The sequence below is a fragment of the Aquamicrobium sp. YD-1-mutant5 genome, from assembly GCF_059509755.1.
On sequence record NZ_JCAKKP010000001.1, the window covers coordinates 264,043 to 290,682 of the forward strand.

Annotated in this window: 27 protein-coding genes; 16 read left to right on the forward strand and 11 right to left on the reverse strand. The window is 60.2% G+C overall.

The window, feature by feature from the left end:
* The 4 genes from AC5XE7_RS01240 to lptF form a co-directional block, all read right to left on the reverse strand.
* On the reverse strand, positions 1–927 hold the full coding sequence (locus tag AC5XE7_RS01240; protein WP_495364475.1) for a peptidylprolyl isomerase: 927 nt from the start codon (positions 925–927) through the stop codon (positions 1–3).
* Positions 928–1,015: 88 nt separating this feature from the next.
* Positions 1,016–3,292, reverse strand: a complete 2,277-nt coding sequence (locus AC5XE7_RS01245; RefSeq protein WP_495364474.1) for an LPS-assembly protein LptD — start codon at positions 3,290–3,292, stop codon at positions 1,016–1,018.
* A 158-nt stretch (positions 3,293–3,450) separates the two neighbouring features.
* A complete protein-coding gene (lptG, locus tag AC5XE7_RS01250; RefSeq protein ID WP_287948794.1) occupies positions 3,451–4,539 on the reverse strand; it encodes an LPS export ABC transporter permease LptG in 1,089 nt (362 codons plus the stop codon).
* Positions 4,536–5,735 carry an LPS export ABC transporter permease LptF gene (gene lptF, locus AC5XE7_RS01255; RefSeq protein WP_495364473.1) on the reverse strand — a complete coding sequence of 400 codons (1,200 nt, stop codon included), beginning with the start codon at positions 5,733–5,735 and terminating at the stop codon, positions 4,536–4,538. The genes lptG and lptF overlap by 4 nt, the downstream gene beginning before the upstream one ends.
* Before the next feature lie 317 nt (positions 5,736–6,052).
* On the opposite strand from lptF, the gene AC5XE7_RS01260 reads away from it, so the two are divergent.
* From AC5XE7_RS01260 to AC5XE7_RS01285, 6 genes are all read left to right on the forward strand, one after another.
* Complete coding sequence (locus AC5XE7_RS01260) at positions 6,053–7,558, forward strand: leucyl aminopeptidase (RefSeq protein ID WP_495364472.1); 1,506 nt, start codon at positions 6,053–6,055, stop codon at positions 7,556–7,558.
* Positions 7,559–7,597: 39 nt separating this feature from the next.
* Positions 7,598–8,047 (forward strand): DNA polymerase III subunit chi, encoded by a 450-nt coding sequence (locus AC5XE7_RS01265; protein WP_495364471.1) that lies wholly within the window; start codon positions 7,598–7,600, stop codon positions 8,045–8,047.
* A gap of 40 nt (positions 8,048–8,087) precedes the next feature.
* The gene (locus AC5XE7_RS01270; protein WP_495364470.1) at positions 8,088–8,696 is read left to right on the forward strand and encodes a hypothetical protein; all 609 of its coding nucleotides are present in this window, start codon (positions 8,088–8,090) and stop codon (positions 8,694–8,696) included.
* Positions 8,693–9,553: a 23S rRNA (adenine(2030)-N(6))-methyltransferase RlmJ gene (locus AC5XE7_RS01275; RefSeq protein WP_495364469.1), complete on the forward strand. Its 861-nt coding sequence runs from the start codon at positions 8,693–8,695 to the stop codon at positions 9,551–9,553. The genes AC5XE7_RS01270 and AC5XE7_RS01275 overlap by 4 nt, the downstream gene beginning before the upstream one ends.
* A gap of 52 nt (positions 9,554–9,605) precedes the next feature.
* Positions 9,606–10,049 (forward strand): hypothetical protein, encoded by a 444-nt coding sequence (locus tag AC5XE7_RS01280; RefSeq protein WP_495364658.1) that lies wholly within the window; start codon positions 9,606–9,608, stop codon positions 10,047–10,049.
* A gap of 80 nt (positions 10,050–10,129) precedes the next feature.
* Entirely contained in the window at positions 10,130–10,726 is a 597-nt protein-coding gene (locus tag AC5XE7_RS01285; RefSeq protein ID WP_495364468.1) for a glutathione S-transferase, read from the forward strand.
* A gap of 86 nt (positions 10,727–10,812) precedes the next feature.
* Here the strand turns inward: AC5XE7_RS01285 and AC5XE7_RS01290 are convergent, their stop codons facing one another.
* The gene (locus AC5XE7_RS01290; protein ID WP_495364467.1) at positions 10,813–11,478 is read right to left on the reverse strand and encodes an outer membrane protein; all 666 of its coding nucleotides are present in this window, start codon (positions 11,476–11,478) and stop codon (positions 10,813–10,815) included.
* 414 nt (positions 11,479–11,892) lie between these two features.
* Between AC5XE7_RS01290 and AC5XE7_RS01295 the strand changes: the two genes are divergently transcribed.
* The 6 genes from AC5XE7_RS01295 (at position 11,893) to AC5XE7_RS01320 (ending at position 16,946) form a co-directional block, all read left to right on the forward strand.
* Positions 11,893–12,657, forward strand: coding sequence for an SDR family oxidoreductase (locus tag AC5XE7_RS01295; RefSeq protein ID WP_495364466.1), 765 nt, complete (start codon positions 11,893–11,895; stop codon positions 12,655–12,657).
* Positions 12,654–14,666, forward strand: coding sequence for an excinuclease ABC subunit UvrC (gene uvrC, locus AC5XE7_RS01300; protein WP_495364465.1), 2,013 nt, complete (start codon positions 12,654–12,656; stop codon positions 14,664–14,666). The genes AC5XE7_RS01295 and uvrC overlap by 4 nt, the downstream gene beginning before the upstream one ends.
* A gap of 123 nt (positions 14,667–14,789) precedes the next feature.
* Positions 14,790–15,386, forward strand: a complete 597-nt coding sequence (gene pgsA, locus AC5XE7_RS01305) for a CDP-diacylglycerol--glycerol-3-phosphate 3-phosphatidyltransferase (RefSeq protein ID WP_183830413.1) — start codon at positions 14,790–14,792, stop codon at positions 15,384–15,386.
* Between the two features lie 3 nt (positions 15,387–15,389).
* The gene (gene moaD, locus AC5XE7_RS01310) at positions 15,390–15,641 is read left to right on the forward strand and encodes a molybdopterin converting factor subunit 1 (RefSeq protein WP_495364464.1); all 252 of its coding nucleotides are present in this window, start codon (positions 15,390–15,392) and stop codon (positions 15,639–15,641) included.
* A gap of 5 nt (positions 15,642–15,646) precedes the next feature.
* Entirely contained in the window at positions 15,647–16,114 is a 468-nt protein-coding gene (locus AC5XE7_RS01315; protein WP_495364657.1) for a molybdenum cofactor biosynthesis protein MoaE, read from the forward strand.
* A gap of 85 nt (positions 16,115–16,199) precedes the next feature.
* Positions 16,200–16,946 carry a YbaY family lipoprotein gene (locus AC5XE7_RS01320; protein WP_495364463.1) on the forward strand — a complete coding sequence of 249 codons (747 nt, stop codon included), beginning with the start codon at positions 16,200–16,202 and terminating at the stop codon, positions 16,944–16,946.
* A gap of 60 nt (positions 16,947–17,006) precedes the next feature.
* Here the strand turns inward: AC5XE7_RS01320 and ndk are convergent, their stop codons facing one another.
* Complete coding sequence (ndk, locus tag AC5XE7_RS01325) at positions 17,007–17,429, reverse strand: nucleoside-diphosphate kinase (protein WP_239798860.1); 423 nt, start codon at positions 17,427–17,429, stop codon at positions 17,007–17,009.
* A gap of 144 nt (positions 17,430–17,573) precedes the next feature.
* Between ndk and AC5XE7_RS01330 the strand changes: the two genes are divergently transcribed.
* The gene (locus tag AC5XE7_RS01330; protein ID WP_495364462.1) at positions 17,574–18,086 is read left to right on the forward strand and encodes a DinB family protein; all 513 of its coding nucleotides are present in this window, start codon (positions 17,574–17,576) and stop codon (positions 18,084–18,086) included.
* Between the two features lie 60 nt (positions 18,087–18,146).
* A complete protein-coding gene (locus AC5XE7_RS01335; protein ID WP_495364461.1) occupies positions 18,147–20,024 on the forward strand; it encodes an ABC-F family ATP-binding cassette domain-containing protein in 1,878 nt (625 codons plus the stop codon).
* A 101-nt stretch (positions 20,025–20,125) separates the two neighbouring features.
* Here AC5XE7_RS01335 and AC5XE7_RS01340 read toward each other — a convergent pair whose 3' ends face one another.
* The 3 genes from AC5XE7_RS01340 to purM are packed head-to-tail and all read right to left on the reverse strand — an operon-like array spanning position 20,126 to position 22,421.
* A complete protein-coding gene (locus tag AC5XE7_RS01340) occupies positions 20,126–20,641 on the reverse strand; it encodes a SixA phosphatase family protein (RefSeq protein WP_495364460.1) in 516 nt (171 codons plus the stop codon).
* A gap of 5 nt (positions 20,642–20,646) precedes the next feature.
* The gene (gene purN / locus AC5XE7_RS01345; protein WP_495364459.1) at positions 20,647–21,360 is read right to left on the reverse strand and encodes a phosphoribosylglycinamide formyltransferase; all 714 of its coding nucleotides are present in this window, start codon (positions 21,358–21,360) and stop codon (positions 20,647–20,649) included.
* Positions 21,357–22,421 (reverse strand): phosphoribosylformylglycinamidine cyclo-ligase, encoded by a 1,065-nt coding sequence (gene purM / locus AC5XE7_RS01350; RefSeq protein WP_183830385.1) that lies wholly within the window; start codon positions 22,419–22,421, stop codon positions 21,357–21,359. Before purM ends, purN begins: the two co-directional genes overlap by 4 nt.
* Positions 22,422–22,679: 258 nt before the next feature.
* Between purM and AC5XE7_RS01355 the strand changes: the two genes are divergently transcribed.
* Positions 22,680–23,837 carry an AI-2E family transporter gene (locus tag AC5XE7_RS01355; RefSeq protein WP_495364458.1) on the forward strand — a complete coding sequence of 386 codons (1,158 nt, stop codon included), beginning with the start codon at positions 22,680–22,682 and terminating at the stop codon, positions 23,835–23,837.
* A gap of 7 nt (positions 23,838–23,844) precedes the next feature.
* Positions 23,845–24,546, forward strand: a complete 702-nt coding sequence (gene hdaA / locus AC5XE7_RS01360; RefSeq protein ID WP_495364457.1) for a DnaA regulatory inactivator HdaA — start codon at positions 23,845–23,847, stop codon at positions 24,544–24,546.
* Positions 24,547–24,811: 265 nt separating this feature from the next.
* Here the strand turns inward: hdaA and AC5XE7_RS01365 are convergent, their stop codons facing one another.
* Both AC5XE7_RS01365 and AC5XE7_RS01370 read right to left on the reverse strand, forming a co-directional pair.
* Positions 24,812–26,017, reverse strand: a complete 1,206-nt coding sequence (locus AC5XE7_RS01365; protein ID WP_495364456.1) for a tyrosine-type recombinase/integrase — start codon at positions 26,015–26,017, stop codon at positions 24,812–24,814.
* The gene (locus AC5XE7_RS01370; protein WP_495364455.1) at positions 26,017–26,547 is read right to left on the reverse strand and encodes a hypothetical protein; all 531 of its coding nucleotides are present in this window, start codon (positions 26,545–26,547) and stop codon (positions 26,017–26,019) included. The genes AC5XE7_RS01365 and AC5XE7_RS01370 overlap by 1 nt, the downstream gene beginning before the upstream one ends.
* Positions 26,548–26,640 lie beyond the last annotated feature (93 nt).

Sequence of the window (26,640 nt, forward strand, 5' to 3'; positions counted from 1 at the left end):
TCAGCGCCGGACGATCTTGGCCGTCTTCTTCAGCTCTTCCATATATTTCTGGCCGAGCTTATCCGCGTCGGCGTCGGTATTCTCATTCTGAAGCACCAGTTCGGCAACCCGGTCGTCGGAAACCTCGCGCGCGCTGCACACGCCGATGAACTCGACCCCCCGTTCCGTTTCGCGAACCCCGGTCGCGCCGCCAGCCTTGGTCTTCTTGATCTGATCTGCCCATTCCGGTGGCAGTTGCGGTGCGATAATGCGACCCAGATCGCGCACAGTCACATCGATCAGGCCTTTGGCAAATTGCTGTGTGTTGGCGCAGCCGTTGAAGCGCGCTCGCAGCGCCTCTGCTTCACGCTTACGCTTGCCCATCGTCGACTTGCGCTCCGCCGGCGGGATGACGAAAATCACCTGCTGCAGCATGTATTCAGTCGCCGAAGGCTTGTTTCCGCCCTTTTTCAGCATGTTGCGCACGGCTTCCTGCTGGCTGGTCAGTCCACTTCCCGATTGCTCGGCCCGGTAGCGCGCGCCGATTGCCTGGTTCCAGGCCATCTGGGAGCGGATGAAATCCTTGAAATGCTGCTTGGTGACCCCCGATTGCGCCATGACCGAATCGAGCTGCGCCAGCGGCATGTTGTTGCTGGAAGCAAAGCGGGCGTAAGCGTCGTTGACCTGCTTGTCGCTGATGCGGATGCCGATGCGCTGCGCTTCGGCGAGGCGCAGGGTCTGCTCGATCATCTCATTCGCCGCATCGCCCTTGCGCCGTTGCAGACGGAAAAAGGCGTTACGGTGCTGAATATCGGTGGTCGTGATCGGCATATTGTTGACGATATACTTGATCTCGCTTGCCACCGCCGGCGTGGTCACGCCAGTCGCCGCAACAGCCGTCACACCGACGAAAAGGGCAAGGCTTGCAGAGAGAAGATATTTCCGCATTCCGGCATCCAGCTTTCAGTTCACGTCAAAGCACAAATTGAATCGGGCTTTTGCCCGCTTTATACGGCAAAACCGTGTCAGCTACCATTTACTGAACGAAGTTGCTGGTGGCCGAACCGAAATCACCCAGCGTACGGAAGGTGATGTTGAAGCCGATGCTTTGCGAGACTTCCTTATTGATACGGTCACGCGTCTGAGAATAGGTCATCAGATAGGTGAAGCACTCATCGGCATAGCCAAAGCCTATGCCGTTTTTCACCATCACGTTCTTCTCAAGATCGTAGGTACCGGAGCCGAACACGCGCCAGTTCTCGGCGAACTGAGCAGAACCGCCAAATCCCACTTCATGGCGATCTTCACTGAAACCGTAGTCAGGCTGAGCCTGAATGAAGGCATAACGTGCCGAGAGTGCCAGAGGGCCGCCATTGTACCCGAGCTTCACTTCGGACCGACGGACTTCCCACGTCTGTTCATCGAAACGCCCGCTCAGAGAAGCGGAAATGCCACTCGGGCCGCTCAAACCGACAAGACCGACATAGTCTGAGCGATCGCTCTCAAGGCCCGAATTGGCGCCGACATTGACCAGATCAGGCGCCGCGAACGAGTTCTCCCCATTCAGATGGTAAGACTGGCCGAACATGGCATTGGTGGTCCAGCCGCTGTCGAAGGTTCCGACATAACGGAAGCCAAGATTGGCGCGCGTACCGCCTTCAATGCGATCGTAGCCAGAGAACTTGTCCCGCTCAAACAGCGTGGAGGCATCGAACACGAAGCTCTGCGCGTCTTCATTAGGCACGGAAAGACCGCCGACATAGTCTTCGTTGGGTCGAACGAAGAGCTGCGCCGTCGGCTCAAGCACATGCGAGGAAGCGGTTGCCGAAAACAGGATCGGCCAGCGCCATTCGAGGCCAAGCGTCGCCATCGAACGGAAGAAGGACGAGCGCATGTCAGCGGTGGTGCCGCTGTTGCGGGCCATGTTGTCGATGGCTGTAAGAGATTCAGAAGAAGCATTCAGGTAACTGCCGTCGGCCTGGAAAGCCAACAACGGTGTGAACACCATGCCGCCGTCAGTGATGAAGGAGCGCTTCCATTCCGCCTCTGCGGTCAATCGTCCGCTGTTGCCATCGATGCCGCGAACACGCTGATAGATCGGATCGTTGGTTCCGGGTTCACGAATGATGGCGTTTGTCTTAGAATCCCGCAGGTATGACCCATCAAATACGCTACGGTCGAGCGCACGCGCATTCACATTGAACGATAGCTGCCCACCGGCTAGCGATGTGTCAGGGATGTAAGCGTAATCGAAAGAAGGCAGGACCCAAGCCTGCTTGTCGTTACGTGCGCTTATATTGCTGTCCAGAATATCTTCCTGAATCTGGAACTTCATGCCACGCAGGTCGAAGTAGTTCCGGTCGTTGAGACCAGTCAGATAAACCTCGGAACGATGAGCATATTGCTCATAATTGTCGATTCCATAGGTTCTGGAGAAATTCTTGTCCGTCTGGAGCAGGACATTCCAGCCGAAATCCCAGCGCGAATTGATGGCGAACTGGCCTTGTGTGCCCATCATTGCGCGGGTTCGGTTCAGATCGCCGGCCGCACCTCTGTTTTCAGTACCTGCCTTAAAGGCCTCCGGATCCTGCTGGCGGATGCCGGCAATCTTCACGCTGTACTGGCCATTGTTGAAGCGCTGGCGCCACTCGGCTTCGCCAAGGAATCCTTGTTTGGAGTAGTAATTGCCTTTGACCGTCAGATCGTAAGTAGGCGACAGGGCAAAATAATAGGGGATCCCAACTCCGACACCGAGCTCGGACTTGTAGGAAATCGACGGGAACAGGAAGCCGCTCTTGCGCTTCACCGTCGGGTCGGCAATCTCGAAAACCGGCAGATAGGCGATCGGCATTCCGAAGAACTCGAAGTTGGAGTTCTGGAAGCGAATCGTCTTTTTCTGGCTGTTCCAGATGATCTTCTGCGATTTCACACGCCAGATGGCGGGCTTGTCGGGCTTATCTTCGCAAGGCTCGCATGCTGTGTAGACACCGTTGTGGAAGGTGGTCAGCACGCCACCCATGCGCTCGGCGCTTTCCGCAGCGAAATAGGTCTTGTCAACTGTCTCGACCCTTAGCGCGTTGGTAAAACCGTCCGCGAAGTCGTCGGTGATGTCGATATGTTCGGAATGAACCTTGGTGCCGTCGCTGTGAACGATTTCGACGCTGCCGCTGGCGATCAGCCGCTGGGTCTTGCGATCATATTCGACGCGCTGGGCGACGAGGCGATTGCCGGCATAATCGATCTGCACGCCGCCAACTGCGGTCACTGTCTGCGAATCATTATCATAGACGAGCGTGTCGGACTCCAGCAGCATCTGGGCATCCGAAGGGATATTGGAGGTCAGGGAGTCTGGCACCTGCGCAGCGGCAGGAGTCGACGCAAAGCCGTACGCCATAAGGCAGGCAAGGCCACTGACTCCACACAGGAGCGACAATCGGCTGAACCGACCGTTTTTCACAACCGCCCCCCTCACTAGCCATCTTCCTTGTACAAAAGGAATGTTACCCCGAAAAACATGGCCACGACAACCGGGAACCACGCGGCCACAACAGTGGGCACGAACCCGGCCACGCCGAACGCCTTGACCAGAACCGAGACGACATAAAGCAGAAAGCCGGCGACAATGCCACCCAGAATCATCGTCACCGATTGCCCCATCCGGGCAAATCGCATCGACACGGTTGCCGCGATCAGCGTCATCGCCACCAGAAGGAAGGGAAGGGCAATCAGCGAGTCGAACTGCATGGCGAAAGCGTTGGCCCCGAGACCGAAGGACCGCGCAACTTCGATCTTCTGCGGCAGCTCAAAAAATGGAATCGTTTCCGGCTGAGCCAGTCTCTCCTGCACGAATTCCGGCTTCAGATCGGTTGGTACCCGATCAACGTCCTTCTTCTCACCCGGACCGCCGGATGGTCGCACCACGACATTGTGCAATTCCCAGAAACCGTCACGCAGGTACACTCTGCGCGCGTCGCGGCGCTCGAAGATATTGCCGTCGCGATCGAGCATGAAGAAGGTTGCATCAGCCATCTCCAGACCCTGGGAAAGGACGGCGCGCGCGCCGATTATGGTATCCCCGGAGGATGTCTTCTGGCGCAGCCACGGCACCGTGTTGCTGTCGACCGTATTCGAGTTACCCGAGCGCAGCAGGCTTTCGACCTGCTGCGAGCGCACCAGCCCATGGGCAGCAAGCGGGTTGAGAATTGTGACGGCCAGCACGCCGAACAGAAAAGCGCCAAGGCATACCGGCAGCAGGAACTGCCATGCTGAGATGCCGGCCGCGCGGGCAACGACCAGCTCATATTTGCGGTTCAGCGATACCAGCGTCGCCATTGCTGCGAACAGGCCGACGAACGGCACTGTCTGAAGCACGAGCATGGGCACACGCAGCCCTGAGATGGCTGCGCCGGTCCAGTAGGTAAAGCCTGCTATGCGGCTGGTACGGCTCGTCAGCTCGGTAAAGTCGATCAGGAAAACGAGAGCGAAGATGCCAAGGAAAAACCAGATGGCGATCACTGTGTAGCGCAGGAAAAAATAGCGCCCGAGGGTCCAGCCCATCACGCAGATCCCTTGTGTGCACCGGCCCCGGTGAGCTTCATTCTCAAAGCCAATGCCTTGTCGGATATGCGCTTATAGATGCCGTTCAGGGCATCTATCCAGCCGATCGGCAGCTCCATGGTTCTCTGGGTGGCGATGCACCACACTGAAATCGCCGAAAATGCGACAGGCACGGCATACAGCGCGTAGTTGAACAGGGGCTGGGTCTTGGTCTGGCCCTCTGCAAAATATCCCATCCAGCGAACGAACAGCGCAATGCAGATGGTGGTCACCAGCGGGTGTATGCGCGCCTCGCGGTGGGACTTCGCATCTCCGGCAACCGCCAGCGCGATAAGCGCGAAGGTTATGGGGAACAGCCATTCGGAAAACCGCTTGTGCAGTTCGTTGCGATAGAGCTGCGGCGATTTTTTATAGATATCGTCGTTGCGGTTCGGATTCAGAAGATAGGCTGTCGTCTGGTCCTTCGGCATCCGGGTGCCGGTTCCGGTGTCGGAATCAAAAGCGGAAAGATCGAATGCGTAGGAGGTAAAGTGCACGAGCGAGATGTCGCCGCCGACCGCCTTGCGGTGAATGACGCCATCGTTCATGAGCAGGGCCTTGGTGTCCTCATGATCGATCACAGCACCGGTCTTGGCATAGTAAACCAGATCGACACCCTCTTCGCGGCTGTCGGCGACGAAAATACCGGCCAGCCGGTTGCCCGGAAGGCGCTCGCCTATCTGCACGAACAGCCCATCCTCGATCTTGCGGAATGTGCCTTCCTGAATGACGAGCGAGAGAAAGTCGGCCCGCGCGCCGGCTACGAGGTCGCGATTGCGCTGGCGGGCATAGGGTTCCACGAAATTCTGGATGAGCAGACAGAACACGCTGGCTGCAATTGCCAGAATCAGCACCGGCCGCGCGACGGTCATCCGGGATGCGCCGGCAGCGTTCACGACCACCAGCTCCGAGTCGGCATTCATGGCTGAAAGGGTCTGCGCTACCGCGCCAGCCAGAGCGAATGGTACGACAATAGGAATGACGGTCGGAATAATAAGAGCGGCCACCTCGAAGAAGGTGAGGGCGGACTGGCCGCCATCGGTCACCAGATCGATGCGTGCCAGAACCTGCGTGGTCCAAACGATAGCCAGCGTCCATGCCAGCGCTCCAAGGAAGAGCAGCAGCATGCGGCGCATTATGTAGCGTTCGATGACCTTCATGCGTACGGTTTCTCTGCCGGTTCAGGCCACATCAGGGCCTTGCAAAGCGTCTTTATCCCGGTGCCGCCCGCACAACAGGTGCTCTCCGGAGCCGATATCCGGATCTCATTTTCCATCGATGCAATCTGTGTCGGAATGGATAAAAAAGCGCGAAAAAGCATGGTTAACAACCGGTTCCGGACGGAGAGTGCTTAAATTTCTGACTGAAGCAGGCTGGCGAATCGAACAATCTGCTATTCCCTGTGGCACCATAGCTTGCCAAGACACGTAAAACGACCAACTCTCGACACCTTCCGCGGAACCGAAAGTACAGGCTGATGACATCGACACCTTCTGTGAGCTTTGCCAAATTTTCCGTACCGGCAAAGGGCAGCGTTTGCCTGCTCTACGCCGAAAAAGCCGGCTTTGGCGAAACCGCTGCCAGCGTTGATCCGGCCGGTGTTCTCGCACGAGCCGTGAAAATCTCCGGATTTTCAGGCAAATTCGGGGCGAAGATCGATCTCATCGCGCCTGAAGGCACGCAGTTGGACAAGATCGTCGTCCTGGGTGCCGGTGACGTGGCCGGTCTCAGGGAGCATGCGTGGCTTCGGCTCGGCGGCTCCATCCTTGCCGCGGCGGGAAAAGAGAAGGAGTTGACCATTCTTCTCGATCTGCCCGGTGATGTTGAAGCCGGTGCCGATGAGGCCGCAAGTGTGGCAGCGGGGTTGCTGCTTCGCGCCTACGCTTTTGATAAATACAAGACGCGCAGGAACGAAGGCGAAGATGACAAGGCGGGGCGGGCAAAGCCGCCCCGGATCACGATCATGTGCGCGGACCCTGCGGGTGCGCGCAAGGCTTTCGCCGGGCTGAATGCCGTTGTCGATGGTGTGAATCTGGCCCGCGATCTGGTCAATGAACCCGCCAATGTCCTTGGGCCTGTCGAATTCGCGGCCCGAGCCAAGGAGCTCGAAGGACTGGGCGTTCAGGTTGAAATTCTCACCGAGAAAGAAATGAAGAAGGCTGGCATGGGCGCGCTGCTGGGAGTGGCGCAGGGCTCGCCGCGCGGGGCGCGACTGGCCGTGATGCGCTGGGAAGGCGGGCGCAAGGGCCGGAAGCCGCTTGCCGTCGTCGGCAAGGGCGTGACCTTCGATACCGGCGGCAACTCGATGAAGTCGCCCGCGGGCATGGAAGACATGAAGGGGGATATGGGCGGTGCCGCTGCGGTCACCGGTCTCATGCATGCGCTGGCCGCCCGCAAGGCGAAAGCCAATGTGGTCGGCATTATCGGTCTGGTCGAGAATTCGGTCGATGGCTACGCGCAGCGCCCCGGCGACATCGTGACCTCCATGTCCGGGCAGACGATCGAAGTGCTCAATACGGATGCGGAAGGCCGTCTCGTTCTGGCGGACGCACTTTGGTATTGCTGCGAGCGGTTCCAGCCTGAGGCCGTCATCGACCTTGCGACGCTGACCGGCGCGATCATGGTGGCGCTTGGCCTTCATCATGCGGGACTGTTCTCCAATGACGATGAACTGGCGGGGCGGCTGACGCAGGCCGGGCTTTCCACGCAGGAATTGCTGTGGCGCATGCCGCTCGGACCCGAATACGACAAGCTCATCGATTCGAAGAACGCCGACATGAAGAACACCGGCGGACGTTATGGCGGTTCGATTGCCGCTGCCCAGTTCCTGCAGCGTTTCATCAAGGACGATAAGCCATGGGCGCACCTCGATATTGCCGGAACGGCAATGGGCGCGCCTTCGAACGAGGTAAACCAGTCATGGGGCTCGGGTTTCGGCGTGAGGCTGCTCGACCGTCTGGTGCGCGATCATTATGAGAAGTAACGGAAGCTCGCGGTTCGCGCGGCCGGAAACTTCAGGGTCATGACCGAAATACTGTTCTACCATCTGACCGAATCGACGCTGGAGGACGCTCTGCCGGGCTTGCTGGAGCGCAGCCTTCAGCGCGGCTGGCGGGTGGTGGTACAGACCGGCTCCGAAGACAGGCGCGACGCTCTCGACCAGCATCTGTGGATTTTTCGCGACGATTCGTTTCTCGCGCACGGAACCGACCGCGAGGCCTTTCCGGCCGAGCAGCCGGTTCTGCTGACGACGGGAACGGACAATGCGAACAGTGCCCAGATCAGGTTTCTCGTCGATGGCGCCGAACCGCCGGATCTGGCCGTCTACGAGCGGGCGGTGTTTCTGTTCGACGGGCACGATGCCGCGCAGCTTGAGGCCGCACGCCGTCACTGGAAGGTGATGAAGGCGCAGGGGCACGAGGTCACGTACTGGCAGCAGACGTCCGACCGGCGCTGGGAGCGCAAGGCATGATCCGCCACGCCAGCCTTGCAGCCACCGGACAGGATTGAAAATGCGGGTTCTGTTTCTGCTCGTTCTTCTTGCGGGCGCTGCGCTGGGGCTCTGGCCATGGGCCGTGCAGAATTTTTCCGGCTCCGAGATCGGAACGTGGAGCGTCTACAGGGACGGGCGCTTTCTTGCCGCAGAGGTTGGCTTGTCGGCATCCGACGCGCCTGTTCGCGTGCTGGTGGACCTTACCATGTGGAGACCGCACGCCACCCAGAGTGGCATGGCGCTGCTCGCGATAACCGGCACATACAATGATCGCGTGATTCTGGATGAAGGCCTGACCTTCCGTGCGAATCCGACACCCCGGCAAAAAAGCCCGCAGATCACCGAACGCATTTTCCGCGACGATGCAGGTGTCATCGATCCGGTGCAGTCCGGAAACTACCGGTTCGTTCTGCGGCCGGGCGACAAGGTGGACGCCGACATCAAGGCGGTCGATGTGGTTTTGCGGCGCGAGAGCGGCAATGCGGACCCGCGTATGCTGCCGGCAGGGCTCTCGCTGATGGGGATTGGCTTCATCGGGCTGATAGTCGCCTTCCGGCGCTCCGGAAAACGCGATGAGAAAAAGAATTCCGCTCCGCCGCCGCGCTGGGGCAGGGACGGGGGCTCATGAATTACCGGCACGCCTATCATGCGGGCAATTTTGCGGATGTGGTCAAGCATACGGTGCTGGCGCGCATCGTTGAGTATCTGAAGCGCAAGGAAAAGCCGTTTCGGGTGATCGATACCCATGCAGGCATCGGTCTGTACGATCTGGCTTCCGATGAGGCCGGCAGGACCGGGGAGTGGCTGGGCGGTATCGGCCGTATCATGCAGGCGAAGATGAGCGCCGAAGCCGAAGCGCTTCTCGCGCCCTATCTCGATGCGGTCCGCGCCGTGAACGAAGGGGAGGAGCTCGCGCATTATCCGGGCTCGCCGAAAATCGTGCGCCACCTGCTGCGCCGGCAGGACAGGCTGACGGCGATCGAACTGCATCCGCAGGATGCGGCAAGGCTGAAGGCGCGGTTTGAGGGCGATATACAGACGCGCGTGATCGAACTGGACGGCTGGCTGGCGCTTGGAGCGCATCTGCCTCCGAAGGAAAAGCGCGGTCTGGTTCTGGTCGATCCTCCTTTCGAGGAAGGAGGCGAATTTGGCCGCCTTGTGGACGGACTTGCGAAAGCCCACCGCCGCTGGCCGGGCGGCATCTATGCGCTGTGGTATCCGATCAAGGATCGCGGGGCGGTGGAAGTCTTTCATTCTCAGCTGGCGCAGGCCGGAATTCCGCGTGTGCTCGATATCGGTTTCGACATCAGGCCTTCCGGCAAGGTGCCACGGCTGGACGGCAGCGGAATGGTGGTGGTCAATCCCCCGTTCATGCTTGAAGCTGAGCTGAAAGCGATGTTGCCTGAACTGCACCGGCTGCTTTCGCTGGAGCAAGGCGCAAAATGGTCCGTCAACTGGCTGGCCGGGGAGCAGGCAGGTGCTTGACCGCGTGGCGGGAAATCCTCAAAGTGCCGCCAAATCACCTTATGAGGCTGAAATGATCCGCGCCGCCAAGTCCGCTCTTCTCGCTCTTGCAGGCATCTGCGCTTCGGTGCTGATGCAGCCTGCCGCCCATGCTGCCGATCTGTCTTCCTATGTGGAGGAGAGCGCGGCGAGCGTTTGCAATGTTCCTTCGGTGCTCAATCGCATCAGCAGCAAATTCGCCCATCAGGTGCGGAACGTTCCCAACCTGCCGCAGGTGGCGATTTCCGATTTCCACCGTATCCATCTGCGCCGCAGCGAGCCGGCAAGCGAAAGATGGCCGATCGCCCGCCATTATTGCGGAGCGAAGGTAACGCTGTCCGATGGTTATGACCGCGACATCTGGTATCTGATCGAGGAAGGTCAGGGGTACGCGTCGGTCGGCGACAATGTCGAGTTCTGCGTCTCAGGCTTCGACCGCTGGCTCGTCTACAACGCGCAGTGCCGCGTGCTGCAGTAACATTTTGAGGCTTTACCGACCCTCTGCCGAAAAACGCAGGGGCGGAAGCCGTTTGCCTGAAAACATGAAGGAATTCGACATTGCCTAAGCTGCTCTACGCACCAGCGTCACCCTACAGCGCCAAGGTGCGTATGTCGGCTGCATATGCGGGCATCGATCTGGAGGCAGTCGTTACCAATACGGGGCAGCAGCCTGAGGAACTGGTTTCGGCAAATCCGCTTGGCAAGATACCGACTCTGGTGCTCGATGACGGCCGTGTCGTTTTCGACAGCCGGGCCATTACCCAGTATCTTAACCGTGAATCGAAGAATGCATTGTTTCCACGCAATGCGGACAAGCGCACGGAAGCGGAAGTGCTGGAGGCGCTGGCGGATGGAATATGCGATTGCGCGCTTGCGATCGTGTATGAGCGCCGCATGCGTCCCGAAGAGAAGGTGCATCAGGATTGGATCGACGGGCAGTGGCGCAAGATTGTCCGCGCGCTCGACCATCTCAACGCCAATCCGCCGAAGCTGCCGAAGAAGATCACCACAGGCCACATCGCTGTGCGCGCCATGCTCGGTTATCTGTCCCTGCGCTTCGCCGGCGAATGGGAGCGCGGTCGCAGCCGCCTCACGCGCTGGGCAACGCGGTTCGACGAAAAATTCCCGGAGCTGAAGGCAAACATTCCTTCCTGATCCATTGGATCGAAGCGATTTCAGGCCTTTCAAATAAAAAAAGCCGGAGCATTGCTCCGGCTCTTTTTGTCCAATCCGGTTTCGGATCAGAACTTCATACCAACACCGAAGTTGACGCGATGGTCACGCGAGTCGATGCTGTGCGTGCCATTGTTCAGGTTGAAGTTCTCCTTGCCGTAATCGGTGTAGCGGTATTCGACGCGACCGAACACGGAATCGGTGAACTTGATGTCGGTGCCGGCACCGGCGGTCCAGCCGAGCATGGTGTTGCGATCACTGCCGCCGGCGAAGTTATCCGTAACCTTCAGGCTCTGTGCGGCGCCACCAGCCGTACCATAAAGCAGGATGTCGGGGCTGATCGCGTAGCCGAGACGGGCGCGGATCGAGCCTTCGACGCCGGACTTGGCTTCGTAGCCCGAGTTGGAGCCCTTCACACCGCTGTAGCCGATGTCGCCTTCAGCGCCGATCACGAAGTCGTCGATCTGATGGTTGTAGCCGACGAAGGCACCGCCGAGGAAGCCGTCCGTGCTGATCGAGTTGTCGATGGTCTTGTCCTTGGCGCGGCCGCTGAAGCCGTAGCCGAGGTTCACACCGGCATAAGGACCAGCCCACGAGGCCACCGGAAGCTCTGCAATCGGAGCCGGTGCAGGGGGCTCTTCCATCACCACGTCTGCGGCGAATGCCGGAGCCGAGACGGCGAAGGCGATAAGGGCTGCCGCTGCCGGCGTTGCGAATTTGAGTTTGGTCGTCATGGTCATTACTCCTTCAGCCACACACACTGGCTTTCCTGACGTGAGGGCGCGGTCTGTCTTGGGAGGAAATGATCCCGCCGCTCATCGGTTCCGAAATTTCCTTCCCAAATGCGGCGGAAGAGAACCTGAAATTAGGTGATTCCCCGGCGCAAATGAGGCCGAAAGGGGGCGTTGCAATCGTGCAACAGAATTTGTCAGGAGAAGGCTGCTTATCCGGTGAAACGCACTTGGTTCAAGGCGTTGGCGGACCTATATTAGGCTGCGGAAAGGTTTGCCGGCCCGCAATTCGACAGCACTGCGAGCGTTTCTGCCACAATCCCGCCCAAGGCGCAAACAGAGTCTGAACGCCGACCGGAGATTACGGTGGGCGGCTGACGGTGGCGACCGCACTGAAAAGAACGGGAATCGATGTACATGGCCAAGCCAGCCATAACAGCTCTGGTAACGGGCGGCGCAAAACGAATCGGCCGGGCTATCGTGGAAGACCTGGCCGCCCACGGCTTTGCCGTTGCCATCCATGGCCACAGTTCCTCCGGGGAAGCCAGCGAAATGGCTGCGCAGATCAGTGCGCGCGGCGGCAAGGCCGCTGTTTTCGATACGGACCTCACGGATCCGGTGCAGGCGGGCGAGTTGTTCGACAAGGTTCGGCAGACGCTCGGTCCTGTGCGGCTTCTCGTCAACAATGCCTCGCTGTTCGAAAATGATTCCGTTCTCGATTTTGACTGGCAGCTCTGGGACGATCATTTTTCAATTCACCTCAAGACCCCTGTTCTGCTGTCGCGGAAGATGGCCGAAAGCCTTCCGGAAAACGAGGATGGGCTGGTGGTGAACATCATCGATCAGCGGGTCTGGCGGCTGTCGCCGCGCTATTTCTCCTACACGCTTTCCAAGTCGGCCCTGTGGACCGCGACGCGCACCATGGCGCAGGCGCTTGCGCCGCGTGTTCGCGTCAATGCGATCGGTCCCGGCCCGACGCTGCGCAATGCCCGGCAGGAGGAAGCCGATTTTCGCCAGCAGGTCGATGCCCTTCTTCTGGGGCGGGGACCGGAGCTTGCCGAATTTGGCGCAACGATCCGCTATCTGTGGGAGGCCCGTTCGGTGACCGGCCAGATGATCGCGCTCGATGGCGGCCAGCATCTGGCCTGGCAGACGCCGGATATCGCGGACGGCGTGGAATGAGTGCAGCGCGCAAGGGTGGCGCGGCGCTGGACATGCCGGACGCCGAACTGGATGACGATATCGTCGAGCAGCCGGCGGGGCCCGTTCCGGACGTTTCGTTCACCGGGATCGATCTCGAAACCGACGACAACGAGGGCAGGACCGGTGCCGAAGTCATACAGGAACTGGTTAAGCGTCTGCCCAATGCGCCCGGCGTCTACCGCATGATGAATGCGGCAGGCGATGTGCTTTATGTCGGCAAGGCCCGCAGCCTGAGGAAGCGCGTGACGCAATATGCGCAAGGCCGCTTCCACACCAACCGCATCGGCCGCATGGTGCGCGAAACGGCGCGCATGGAATTCGTCGTCACCCGCACGGAGACGGAAGCTCTTCTTCTTGAAGCCAATCTTATCAAGAGGTTGCGACCAAGATTTAACGTCCTGATGCGGGACGACAAATCGTTTCCATACATTCTTTTGACGTCCGATCATCCGTCTCCGGGAATTTACAAGCACCGTGGCGCGCGCTCGCGCAAGGGCGATTATTACGGTCCCTTCGCATCGGCGCAGGCCGTTGGCCGCACCATTAATTCGCTGCAGCGCGCTTTTCTGCTCAGGAGCTGCACCGATTCCTTCTACGAGAACCGCACACGCCCATGTCTGCTGTTCCAGATCAAGCGGTGCGCTGCGCCCTGCACCGGCGAGATTTCGGCGGAAGATTATGCGGTGCTGGTATCGGAAACCCAAAATTTTCTTTCCGGCCGCAGCCAGAAGGTGAAGGCCGAGATTGCGGCGGCCATGCAGCGCGCCTCGGACAATCTCGATTTCGAGCATGCCGCCATCTACCGGGATCGCCTCGCGGCATTGTCGCATGTCCAGAGCCATCAGGGCATCAATCCGCAATCGGTGGAGGAGGCGGATGTCTTCGCCATCCATCAGGAGGGCGGGCAGAACTGCATTCAGGTGTTTTTCTTCCGCACCGGCCAGAACTGGGGCAACCGCGCCTATTTCCCCAAGGCGGACCCCGCGCTTGAGGCGGGAGAGGTGCTTGGCTCGTTCCTCGCGCAGTTCTACGACGACAAGCCGACGCCCCGCGCCATTCTTCTCTCGCACGCGATCGAGGAAGCTGAGCTTCTGGCGGAGGCGCTTACCGCACGGGCAGGACGGAAGGTGTCGGTTTCCGTGCCAGTGCGTGGCGAGAAGAAGGATCTGACCGACCATGCCCTGCAGAATGCGCGCGAGGCGCTGGGGCGGCGTCTGGCTGAGACCTCCACGCAGGCACGCCTGCTGGAGGGGTTCGCGGCGACCTTCGGTCTGGAGAAGGCTCCGACTCGCATCGAGGTCTATGACAACTCGCACATCATGGGCACCAATGCGGTCGGCGCGATGATCGTCGCGGGACCGGAAGGTTTCGTGAAGAACCAGTACCGCAAGTTCAACATCCGCTCGACGACCATCACGCCGGGCGACGATTTCGGCATGATGCGCGAGGTGATGGAGCGGCGCTTTTCGAGGCTGCTCAAGGATCATGCCGACGAGGATTCCGATGCGGTCGAGGATGCGCAAGGGTTCCCGGTATGGCCGGATGTCATCCTGATCGATGGCGGGCAGGGGCAGATGACGGCGGTGCGCCAGATTCTGGCCGATCTCGGCGTGGAGGATCGCGTCGTCGCCATCGGTGTTGCCAAGGGGCAGGACCGCGAGGCCGGGCGCGAACGCTTCTTCGCTCTGGGCAAAGCGCCGTTCACGCTGCCGGTGCGCGATCCGGTTCTCTATTTCGTGCAGCGGCTGCGCGACGAGGCGCACCGCTTCGCCATCGGATCACACCGCGCACGCCGCAAGAAGGAAATGGTGGCGAGCCCGCTGGATGAGATCGCGGGAATCGGACCGACCCGAAAGCGCGCGCTGCTGCATCACTTCGGCACTGCGAAAGCGGTCGGCCGCGCGGCAATGGAGGACCTCATGGAAGTGGAGGGAATTTCGGAGCGTGTCGCGCAACTGGTCTATGACCACTTCCATGACAATGGCTAGGCCAGATCATGGAAAGGTCATGGTTTTGCCGTGCTGAGGGCTTTCGATGGTTGCCCATATGACTGCGTTCTGATTTGACTATGCGTCAATCCATCCGATTTGCTTGTGACGAGTGCGCTTAACATGGCCAGCCCAGCCTTCAATCTGCCGAATATGCTGACCTACGCCCGCATCCTGGCGGTGCCGCTGATCGCATTGTGTTTTTATCTGGAGGGGCATCTCAAATCGAGCGACTTTGCCCGATGGTCGGCTCTGGCGATTTTCGTGGCGGCCAGCATAACGGATTATTTCGACGGCTATTTCGCCCGCGCATGGAAGCAGACCTCCAATATCGGCCGCATGCTCGATCCGATCGCCGACAAGCTGCTGGTGGCCACCTGCCTGCTGCTTCTGGCGGCCGACACCGATCATCGTGGCGGCATTGCCGGCTGGTCGCTGTGGGCCGCGATCATCATCCTGTGCCGCGAAATCCTCGTCTCCGGCCTCAGGGAATATCTTGCGGCGCTCAAGGTCAGCGTGCCGGTGACGCAGCTGGCGAAATGGAAGACCACAATCCAGATGGTGTCGATCGCGTTCCTGTTGGCCGGTCCGGCCGGAGACAAGATCTTTCCCTACACCACGCAAACGGGTCTGGCGCTGCTGTGGATTGCCGCCATCGTCACCCTTTACACTGGCTATGACTATTTCAGGGCTGGTCTGAAGCACATCGTGGACGAATAGGCGATGAAGCTCATCTATTTCGCATGGGTTCGCGAGCGCATCGGCAAGGCGGAGGAGGTCGTCGATCTTCCGGCCGGGCTGGAAACCGTGTCGGACCTGCTGGGCTGGCTGAGAGAGCGCGGCGAGGAGTATGAGAACGCCCTCCAGCATCCTGAAGTGATCCGCGTGGCGATCAATCAGGAGCACGTCGCTCATAACGAGAAGATCGGCGGTGCACGGGAAATCGCCCTGTTTCCGCCCATGACCGGCGGCTGATGGCGATGCCTGCCGTCACACCCCATATCCGCATCCAGACCGCGGATTTCGATGTGGGCGAAGAGATTGCCGGGTTGTCCAGCGGCCGCAAGGACATCGGCGCGGTCGTGACCTTTACCGGCTTGTGCCGCGATGAGGCGGGCAAGCTGTCGGCGCTGGAACTCGAACACTATCCCGGCATGGCGGAGGCCGAGATGCAGCGCATCGCCGGCGAGGCCTGCGCGCGCTGGCCGCTTCAGGGTGTCACGGTCATCCACCGTTACGGCAGGATGGAGCCAGGCGACAACATCGTGCTGGTAGCCACCGCTTCCACGCATCGGCAGGCGGCCTTCGCGGCTGCGGCATTCATCATGGATTTCCTGAAATCACGGGCGCCGTTCTGGAAGAAGGAACATAGCGCGGATGGTTCGCAGGGCGACTGGGTAGAGGCCAGAGAAACCGACGAAGCAGCACTTTCCGCGTGGAACAAGTGACCTTTGGTCAACCACAGGTTTTATGAGGCGCCATGCTTTTTCCTCATTCCTGCGGCCCCTTGGTATCCCGAAACGAGGACATGAAATGCTGAAGAAACTGATTTTGCTGGGACTGGTGCCCGTGGCCGGGCTCGTTGCTGTTTCAAATCCCGCATTGGCTGCCGAAAAGGTGTTGTCGGGCGAGGTTCTTTACCGTGAGCGCATTGCTCTTCCGGAGAATGCGGTCGTGTCGGTTCAGCTGGCGGATGTGTCGCGAATGGATGCACCGGCGGACGTGATCGGTGAGCAAGAGATTTCTCCTGCCGGGCAGGTGCCGGTGAAGTTCGAAATCAGGTTCGACGATTCGAAGATCACAAAGAACATGACCTATGCGCTTCAGGCGCGCATCACGGTCGATGGCGAACTCTGGTTCATCAACGACACGCACCATGGGGTGGAGCCGCTGACCAGCGAAGCGCAGACCATACTCGTGAAGAGGGTCGCACAGGACAGCACGGACGCGCTTCGCGGCGTGGAATGGACGCTGGTGTCGATCGAAGGGTTCGGGGAACTGCCAGACAACCCTGTGACATTTTCCGTCGATAATGAGGGACGCGCGGGCGGGCGTGGGCCTTGCAACGGCTATTTTGGCAGCGCGAAAATCGATGGGGAAGCAGTTTCTCTCAGCCAGATAGGCGCCACCCAGATGGCTTGCGAACCGGCACGGATGAAGGCCGAGCGGGCGTACTTCGATGCACTGGGAGAAGTGAAGGCCTACGCCATCGATGACGGGCAACTGGTCCTGACGGATTCCGGCGGCAAGGAAGTGCTGCGTTTCAAAAAGGGTGCGTAACCTCTGTCCGAAACTAAAAAAGCCGGGGCATGCCCCGGCTTTTTTTGCGGCTGGCTGCAATCAGCCAACGATCTCGGTGTCGGAGAACCAGTACCTGATTTCCTGCGCAGCGGTCTCGGGCGCATCCGAGCCATGCACGGAGTTTTCGCCGATCGAAAGGGCGAAGGTCTTGCGGATGGTGCCCTCGGCAGCGTCAGCCGGATTGGTGGCGCCCATCACTTCGCGGTTGCGGGCGATGGCGTTCTCGCCTTCCAGCACCTGAACGATGGTCGGGCCGGCGGTCATGGAGTCGACCAGCTCGCCGAAGAAGGGGCGTTCCTTGTGCACGGCATAGAAGCCCTCGGCTTCGCGGCGGCTCATCCACACGCGGCGGGACGCGACGACGCGCAGGCCGGCTTCTTCAAGTGCCTTGGTGATGGCGCCGGTCAGGTTGCGGCGGGTGGCATCCGGCTTGATCATGGAGAAAGTGCGTTCGAGCGCCATGGGTCTTCCTTGTAAATTGGGATTGAAGTGTGGCGCGCTCTATACAGGTCAGCCTGCCTATTGCCAAGTGTGTGAGATGCGAGAGCTTGGCGGCAAGCCGCGCCGGCGTTAGTGGTCTAAGAGCAAATTGGCGGGAGAAGTTCCATGAAGCAGCATTTCATGATGTTTGCGGCCTATAACCGGTGGGCCAACGCCCGCATCTACGATGCCGCCAGCGAGCTGAGCGAAGATGAATTCCAGCGCGATGTCGGTGCTGCATTCGGCTCGCTCATGGGCACGCTCAACCATATTCTGGTCGCCGACCGGATCTGGATGAAACGCTTTACAGGCGAGGGCGACGCACCGGCAAAGCTGGACACCATTCTGCACAGGGAGCTTTCCTCACTGCGGGAAGCCCGGCAGGCCGAGGATGCACGGATTGTCGACTGGATCGGCGCCATGACGCCTGAAGGGCTGGGCGGCCGCTTTACTTACATCACCGTCACCGATGTGCGCACCATCTCGCAGCGACTGTCGCCGGCGCTCGGGCATGTCTTCAACCACCAGACCCATCATCGCGGACAGGCGCATGCCATCCTGACGATGCTCGGCCAGCCTTCCGTCGTTCTGGATCTCGTCTATTTCCAGCGCACCGAAGAGGGCAGGGCCTACGCCTGAGCGGTCAGATCGCGCTTTCGGCCTTGCCATTAATGCAAAGGCGGGCCAAAACGCGCCACCATGTTGATCATAAATGACCTTTCGCTGCGTATTGCCGGCCGCCTGCTGCTCGACCACGCCTCGCTGACCCTTCCGGCAGGAAGCAAGGCCGGCCTGGTGGGACGCAACGGCACCGGCAAGACTACCCTGTTTCGCGCCATCACCGGCGATCTCGCCTCTGAAACCGGCAATGTTTCGATGCCGAAGAACACGCGCATCGGCCAGGTTGCGCAGGAAGCTCCGGGCACCGAGGAACCGCTGATCGAGATCGTGCTGAAGGCCGACAAGGAGCGCGCGGCCCTTCTTGAGGAAGAAAAGACGGCGACCGATCCGAACCGGATCGCCGAAATCCACATCCGTCTCGCAGATATCGACGCGCATACGGCCGAAGCGCGCGCGGCGACCATCCTGTCCGGGCTCGGTTTCGACGAAGAAGCGCAGAAGCGCCCGGCGTCGTCGTTTTCCGGTGGCTGGCGCATGCGTGTGGCGCTGGCGGCGGTTCTGTTTTCGGAACCGGATCTGCTGCTTCTCGACGAGCCGACCAACTATCTCGATCTGGAAGGCACGCTGTGGCTGGAAAGCTATGTGGCGAAATATCCGCATACCGTGCTGCTCATCAGCCACGACCGCGACCTTCTGAACCGGGCGGTGAACTCCATCGTCCATCTCGACCAGAAAAAGCTGACCTTCTGGCGCGGCGGCTACGACCAGTTCGAGCGTCAGCTTGCCGAGCAGCGGGAGCTTCAGGAAAAAGGCCGGGTCAAGCAGGAGGCGCACCGCAAGCATCTGCAATCCTTCATCGACCGCTTCCGCGCCAAGGCCAGCAAGGCAAGGCAGGCGCAGTCGCGCATCAAGGCGCTGGAGCGCATGAAGCCGATCGGTGCGGTTCTCGATGAATCGGTGCGGCCATTCTCGTTTCCCGAGCCGCAGAAAATTGTGGCCTCGCCCATCGTGGCCTTCACCGGCGTCGATGTCGGCTATACGCCGGGCAAGCCGGTTTTGAAGCGCATGACGCTGCGCATCGACAATGACGACCGCATCGCGCTTCTGGGGGCCAACGGCAACGGCAAGTCCACCTTCGCAAAACTGCTGGCTGGAAGGCTGCCGCCGGAAGCGGGCACGATCACCATTGCGCCGGGCCTGAAAGTCTCCATCTTCGCCCAGCACCAGATGGACGATTTGCGGCCGGAGGAAAATGCTTATGAGCATGTGCGGCGGCTGATGCCGGATGCACCGGAGGCGAAGGTGAGGGCGCGCGTCGCCCAGTTTGGTCTCGCAACCGAGAAGATGAACACCGCCGCCAGGGATCTCTCCGGCGGCGAGAAGGCGCGGCTTCTGATGGGGCTTGCCGCCTTCGAGGGGCCGAACCTGTTCATCCTCGACGAGCCGACCAACCATCTCGACATCGACAGCCGCGAGGCGCTGATTCATGCGCTGAACGATTTTCCCGGTGCCGTCATTCTCGTCAGCCACGACCGCCATCTGCTTGAGGCGACGGTGGATCGGCTGTGGCTGGTCAAGGATGGCCGTGTCGAGCCTTTCGACGGCGACCTTGACGATTACAAGACCATCGTCACCGGCCAGCCCGCCGACCGCCGCGAAAAGCGCGAGGCTGAAAAGGCCAACAAGGCCGATCGCCGCCGCGAGGCCGCGCAGCGCCGGGCGGCACTTGAGCCGCTGGCCAAGCAGATCAGGGCTACCGAAGGGCTGATGGATCGGCTGCGCAAGCGCATCGACGGGATCGAGGACGAACTGGCCGATCCGGCTCTCTACGAGAAGGACGCCGCCCGCGCCACAAAGCTGGCCAAAGAGCGTTCCGAACTCGCTTCACAGCTCAGCGGTCATGAAGAGCGCTGGCTGGAAATGTCTGCCGAATATGAAGCGGGCATCGCCGAATAGAGCATTGTGCAGTCAGACGGGATCGTCTGACTGCACACATGCGGCTAAGGAAAACATGCTGGAGCAGGAGGCGTTCGTCAGAGCGCGCCCTGCTCCAAGCGTCAGGCGATGTCCTTCGGTGTGATGAAGTCGGTCAGACGGGATGTTTCGGCGGATAGGTCCTGCCAGTTTGAGCCGATTTCGAGGCGCACGATCGCGGCCGTCGGAAACTTGCGTTCAAGCTTTTCGAGGGTGGGGATCGAGGAACCCGGCCCGGCGAGCATTCCGGCCAGAAGCTCCAACCCCGGATTGTGCCCGATGACGAGCAGGCTGCCTGCCTCGTCGGGCATTTTCCGTATTCCTGCCAGAATGTCCGCTGGATCGGCTTCGTAAATCGTTTCGGTGCAGATGCTGGTGCAGGGATTTTTCCACTGTGCGGAAACCAGTTCCCATGTCTGGCGCGTGCGCACCGAAGACGAGATCAGCGCCAGATCGGGGAGCCATCCCCGTCGCGCCATTTCCCTTCCCATGAGTGGAGCGGCCCGCCTGCCGCGGTTGGCGAGCGGGCGCTGGAAGTCGCTGAGCGATGGGTCGTCCCAGCTCGATTTCGCATGCCGCAGGAGAAAAAGCTGGCGCACCCGCTTCAGGGCGTGAAACGCGCCAGCGCTTCCAGATCGACCTCGTCGCGCAGGTCTGCCGGGGAAAACAGGATGGTGTCCGCATTCTCGACCAGACCTGTGCCAGCGGCAAAGCGGACCTTTCCGTCTTCCATGGCGACCTTGCCCTCTGCCAGCATCTTGAGTGCCAGCACATAGAGCGGATGCTCGGCCTTCAGAACGCGCGCGACAAGCGAAGCTTCGTCATCGCCGGCCAGAACCGGCACGGCCGCCTGAGCGATGATCGGGCCGTCATCCATCTCCGGCGTGACGAAATGGACCGTGCAGCCATGGACCTTCACGCCGGCCTCCAGCGCGCGCCTGTGCGGCTCAAGACCCTTGAAGGAGGGCAGCAGGGAAGGGTGGATATTGATCATCCGGCCTGCCCATTTCTCGGCGAACCCGGCGGTCAGCAGGCGCATGTAGCCGGCAAGAGCGACGATATCGGCATTGAACCCGTTGAGTGCTGCATCGATGGCAGCGTCGTGATGCGCCTTGCTGGCATAGTCGCCACGCACGATAGTGCGGGTGGGAATGCCACGCGCTGCCGCCACGCGCAGGCCGTGTGCGTCCGGCTGGTCGCTGATGACGCCGACGATTTCAGCCGGATAGCTGGTGTCCGATGCCGCCTCGATCAGGGCAGCCATGTTCGAGCCGCGTCCGGAAATCAGGACGACCGTGCGCTTACGTGCGGTTTTCATAGGCCGATTTCCCCCCGATAGATCACGCCTGCGTCGCCGCGCGGCACGATACGGCCGACCGGCTTCACGGTCTCGCCGGCTTCCTGCAGAACGGCAGCCACCTGCGCTGCCTGACCGGAGGCCACCACGATCACCATGCCGATGCCGCAGTTGAAGGTGCGCATCATCTCATTGGCTTCCACGCCACCCGTCTTAGCCAGCCAGGAGAAGACAGGCGGGACGTCGATGGTGTCAAGATCGAGTTCGGCGGAGAATTCCTTCGACAGCACGCGCGGAATGTTCTCCGGGAAACCACCGCCGGTGATATGCGCCAGCGCCTTGATGCCATGCGTGCTTCGTATCGCCTTGAGGATCGGCTTCACATAGATGCGGGTGGGTTCCAGCAGGGCTTCGGCAAGCGTCAGATCCTTGTCGAAGGGAGCGGGATCCGACCAGTTCAGACCGGATGCGGCGACGATGCGGCGCACCAGTGAATAGCCATTGGAATGCACGCCGGAAGATGAAAGGCCGAGAATGACATCGCCTTCGGCGATATCGTCGGTCGGCAGAAGCTGGCCGCGTTCGGCAGCACCGACGGCAAAGCCGGCGAGGTCATAGTCGTCGCCGTGATACATGCCGGGCATCTCAGCTGTTTCGCCGCCAATCAGCGCACAGCCGGCATCGCGGCAGCCACGGGCTATTCCGCCCACAATGGCTGCGCCCTGTTCGGGATCGAGCTTGCCGGTGGCCAGATAGTCGAGGAAGAACAGCGGCTCCGCGCCCTGCACAACGAGGTCGTTGACGCACATGGCAACGAGGTCGATGCCGATCGTGTCGTGCTTGCCCGCATCGATGGCGATCTTGAGCTTGGTTCCGACGCCGTCATTGGCCGCGACCAGAACCGGATCGGTGAAGCCGGCTGCCTTCAGGTCGAACAGGCCGCCAAAGCCGCCGATTTCGCCATCGGCCCCGGGCCGGCGGGTAGCCCGCACCAGCGGCTTGATTTTCTCGACCATGAGATTGCCGGCATCGATGTCGACGCCCGCTTCCGCATAAGTCAGCCCGGTCTTGCGCTCAGCCATCGCTTTCCCCTTGCTAAAGCGGGCTCTTCGCATGAACCGCCCTGTCCCGCAAGGTAGCGCATCGGCACATGATGACGGAACTGGGGAAAGCCACATTTTGCACCATATGGCGCCGGCAATTTGTCGGTTTGCGGCAATATTGCCGGACAGTCGGCAACTCTCGTTCCACAGGCAGTGCTCCGGATTGTCGGGCCAGCCTCTTGACCATCACTTCGACAGCGGCCTATCTCGATTATTGGCTGAAGCACATGAGCGGCAATGGCAAAGGCAATACGACCGGCAAGCGATAAAGATGCCTCCAGAGCCGACATGTCTGTCGCTCTGAGACGGCAGGCGCTGTTCTGGGGAACGGCGATGGTTCTGCTGATCCTCTTTCTCTACGTGTTCTCGGGAATCCTGCTGCCCTTCGTAGCCGGCATGGCGCTCGCCTATTTCCTCGATCCGGTGGCTGACCGCCTGCAGCGACTGGGGCTCTCGCGTCTGATGGCGACGATCGTCATTCTGTTCGCCTTCGTCATCGTGCTGGTGCTTGGCTTTGTCGTGCTGGTGCCCATCCTCGCATCCCAGATGGCGGATTTTGCCGCACGGCTGCCGGATTACATGACGCGGCTTCAGGCGCTGGTCACCAATTTCGACCCTGCATGGCTGGAACGCCGCTTCGGCGTTGATGCAGCGGGACTGAAGGAGGGGCTCAACTCCTTGCTGACCTCCGGATTCGGCCTGCTGACGTCTCTGTTCCAGTCGATCTGGAACTCGGGAATGGCGCTGGTCTCGGTGGTCAGCCTGCTGGTGGTGACGCCGGTGGTTGCGTTCTACATGCTGCTCGACTGGGACCGCATGATCGCCGTCGTCGACAGCTGGGTGCCGCGCGACCATGTGCAGACGGTGCGGACGATTTTTTCCGACATCAACACGGCAACGGCCGGATTCGTGCGCGGGCAGGGCACTTTGTGCCTGGTTCTGGGGGGCATGTATGCGTTCGGCCTGACGCTGACGGGGCTCAACTTCAGCATCCTGATAGGTCTGTTTGCCGGGCTGATCAGCTTCATTCCCTATGTCGGATCGCTGACCGGGCTGGTGCTGGCGGTAGGCGTTGCCTTTGTGCAGTTCTGGCCGGACTGGATCATGGTCGCGGCTGTCGCCTGTGTGTTTTTTGTCGGGCAGTTCATCGAAGGCAACATTCTGCAGCCGAAGCTGGTGGGAAAAAGCGTAGGCCTGCATCCGGTCTGGCTGATGTTCGCGCTGTTCGCCTTCGGCGCGCTGTTCGGCTTCGTGGGCCTTTTGATTGCCGTGCCGGCAGCCGCCGCAATTGCCGTTCTGGTGCGTTTCGCGCTCTCCCGTTATCTGGAATCGCCCCTCTACAAGGGAACCAGTAACGAGGACGCTCCGGCTGTGGCGCGCCCCGGAAAAGACTGATCCCGGCATGGTACAGCAGCCTGAAAAACCACGGCAGTTGCCGCTCGATTTCGGCCATGCGCCGGGTTATTCGCGCGATGATCTCGTCGTTTCGCCGGCCAATGAAGAGGCCGTGGCGCTCATCGACCGCTGGCCGGAATGGCCGGCGCCCGTCATGGTGCTTTCCGGCCCTACAGGTGCTGGAAAAACCCATCTGGCGGAGATCTGGCGCGCTCAGGCAGATGCTGTTACGCTGAGGCCAGCCAACATCTCGTCTTCACTGGAAATGCTCGAAACCCGGCCGGTGCTGCTCGACGATGTCGACCGCGGACCGATCGATGAAACCGGGTTGTTCCACCTGATCAATCATATACGCGCCAATGAGAGCCATCTGCTGATCACCGCGCGCCGTTTTCCGGCTGCGTGGGGTGTGACGCTGGCGGATCTGGTGTCGCGCCTGAAAGCCGCGCCGGTGGTGGAAATACGCGAGCCGGATGACCTGCTGCTCGCCGGCGTCATAACCAAGCTCTTCGCAGACCGGCAGATCGAGGTTGATCTTCCGGTGGTCCAGTATCTCGTGCGCCGCATCGAGCGCTCGCTGGCAACCGCGATACGGGTGGTCGAGCGGCTGGATCGCATGGCTCTAGAAGAGCACAGCCGCATAACACGCGCTCTTGCCGCCGAAGCCGTCAATGCCATGGACGAGGGGCAGGCCGAATTCGATCTCTGATCGCGGGCAGAAGGGATGTTTCCCCGCAATCGTGGTAACCAGATTGTCCTGAATTTTGCGGTGGTTAAGAAATGAAGATTATCTGACGCAGGAAATATGATCTTGCCGTGCGTGGCGAGCCACGCGCATCATCGCGATGGTTAAGACGGGAGATTGTGTGAAGAAAGAAATTTGGCTGGGGAACCTGGATTCGAACCAGGACTAACGGAGTCAGAGTGTTCTAACTGTCTCTGTTTTCATTTCACTTTTCGTCTATATGTCGCGCCTATGTCGCGTTGACCGCCAGCAAACGGCTTTCTGCATCGGCCAAAGCCTGCGCTTCATCGGCGGCCGGGAACAGGTGTCCGTAGGTGTCGAAAGTTACCTGAATGCTGGAGTGGCCCATGCGGGCTTGCACCGCCTTGGGGGATAACTCCAACCCGCCATCGGCCTTGGAATTGATGCACCACGACGCGAACCAGTGCCGCAGGGCATGAAGGCCCGTATACTTCACAGCAAGGATCGGCTGGCCTTCCTTGTTTCGCTTCCCGGTGTCTGTCGTTACGCCTGCCGCGATCAGGGTAGGGTGCAGGCCGCGCTTGATGATGTTCGCGTGCCACTCAACGTTGCCCTCGCCATTCGGGAAGACGAGGTTCAAGTCGCCCTTGGGGCAGGCCAGCTTCCATTCCTTGAGCGTGTTCACCACCATCGGCGTGAGCGGGATTGTCCGCTGCCCGGCGTCTGACTTCGGCATTCCTATGACGTGATATTTGTCGGCGCGCTGCCGGACGTGGATTTGCGCTTTGTCGAGATCGACATCGGCCCATGTCAGACCGCGAAGCTCTGACGCTCTCATGCCTGTGAAAATGGCCGTGACGATAAAGGGGCGATAGCGGCCTTCCGCAGCCTCCAGAACGGCGCGGACCTCCTGCATGGTGGGAATGTCTACGCCATACCGCAGACGGGCTTTCTGGCGCTTCTCGACCGTATTGCCGCCCCGGCCGCGCTTCGCCATCTCATGCACCGCATTTCGCACGACGAGGCCGCGCTCCTGCGCATCCGACAAGATGCTGCCGAGGCTGACCGTCACGCGCTTTATCATCGCAGCGGATCGGCCGTTCTCTCTCAACTCCTCCTGAAACGCCCGCACGGCCGGCACCGTGATCTTGCTCAACTTCACCGGACCGATTGTCGGCTCGATATGAAGGCGAAGGTGCTGTTCATACTGATCGAGCGTTGACCGCTCCAGTCCGGCCGCGTCACAGCTCTTGAGCCACAGGTCGCCAGCTTCCTTGACCGTGACGGTTTCCCGGTCGGCGACGTGAACGCCCTCGCGGACCTCAACGCTGGCGGTTGCTGCGAACTGATCGGCATCCTTCTTCTTCGCGAAGGTTTTCAGCCGGCGCTTGCCCTTGGTGTCCACATAGTCAACGACCCAGGCTGTCTTCTCGACGCCCTTGCCGGTGGTCCATGTGCGTTTGCGGATCGACATTAGAACGGTATTTCCGCTTGTGGAACGTCGGAGGCTCCTATCGCGTCAATCCACTTTGGGGCTTCAAGGTTGGCATCCTTCAAAGCTTGGGCCATCGCCTCACCTGCTTGGAAGAAATTTTTCGCCTTCATGTCGTCATGCAGTTGAATGAATTCATCGATACGCGGCCAAAGCACATCGATATAGTGGTTCACGAAGCGATCATAGGTCGGCGTCTGGTAAAAGAAGGGCCAGTGAAGGCGCGTGAATGCGAGGCGCTTCTCTTCCTCGTACGTAGGGAAAAAGTCAGAGTTGGAAGCGATCTTTAATGCTCGCACGCCATCGCTGACGTCCCAGAAGTACTGCCAGCTGACGTAGCCATCTCCGGTGGAAACAGATTCATTGGAGGCTGCGTTCACAATTGCGCGCTCTACAACAGTCGTTATCGTCTGTCCTTTCAGGCGGGACAGATATTCAAGCACAAATCGGGTCTTCGGATCGAGCCTGATTGTTAACGTTTCGCTTTTCGAAGCCTTTGGCTCACGTGCCATTCGTGCGATTCCCTGTTTTCCCCACGTAATTACGCGCACTGCATCAAGAGTGCAAATATTGCTTGACGACGCATAGTTAATGGGCAATCCGAA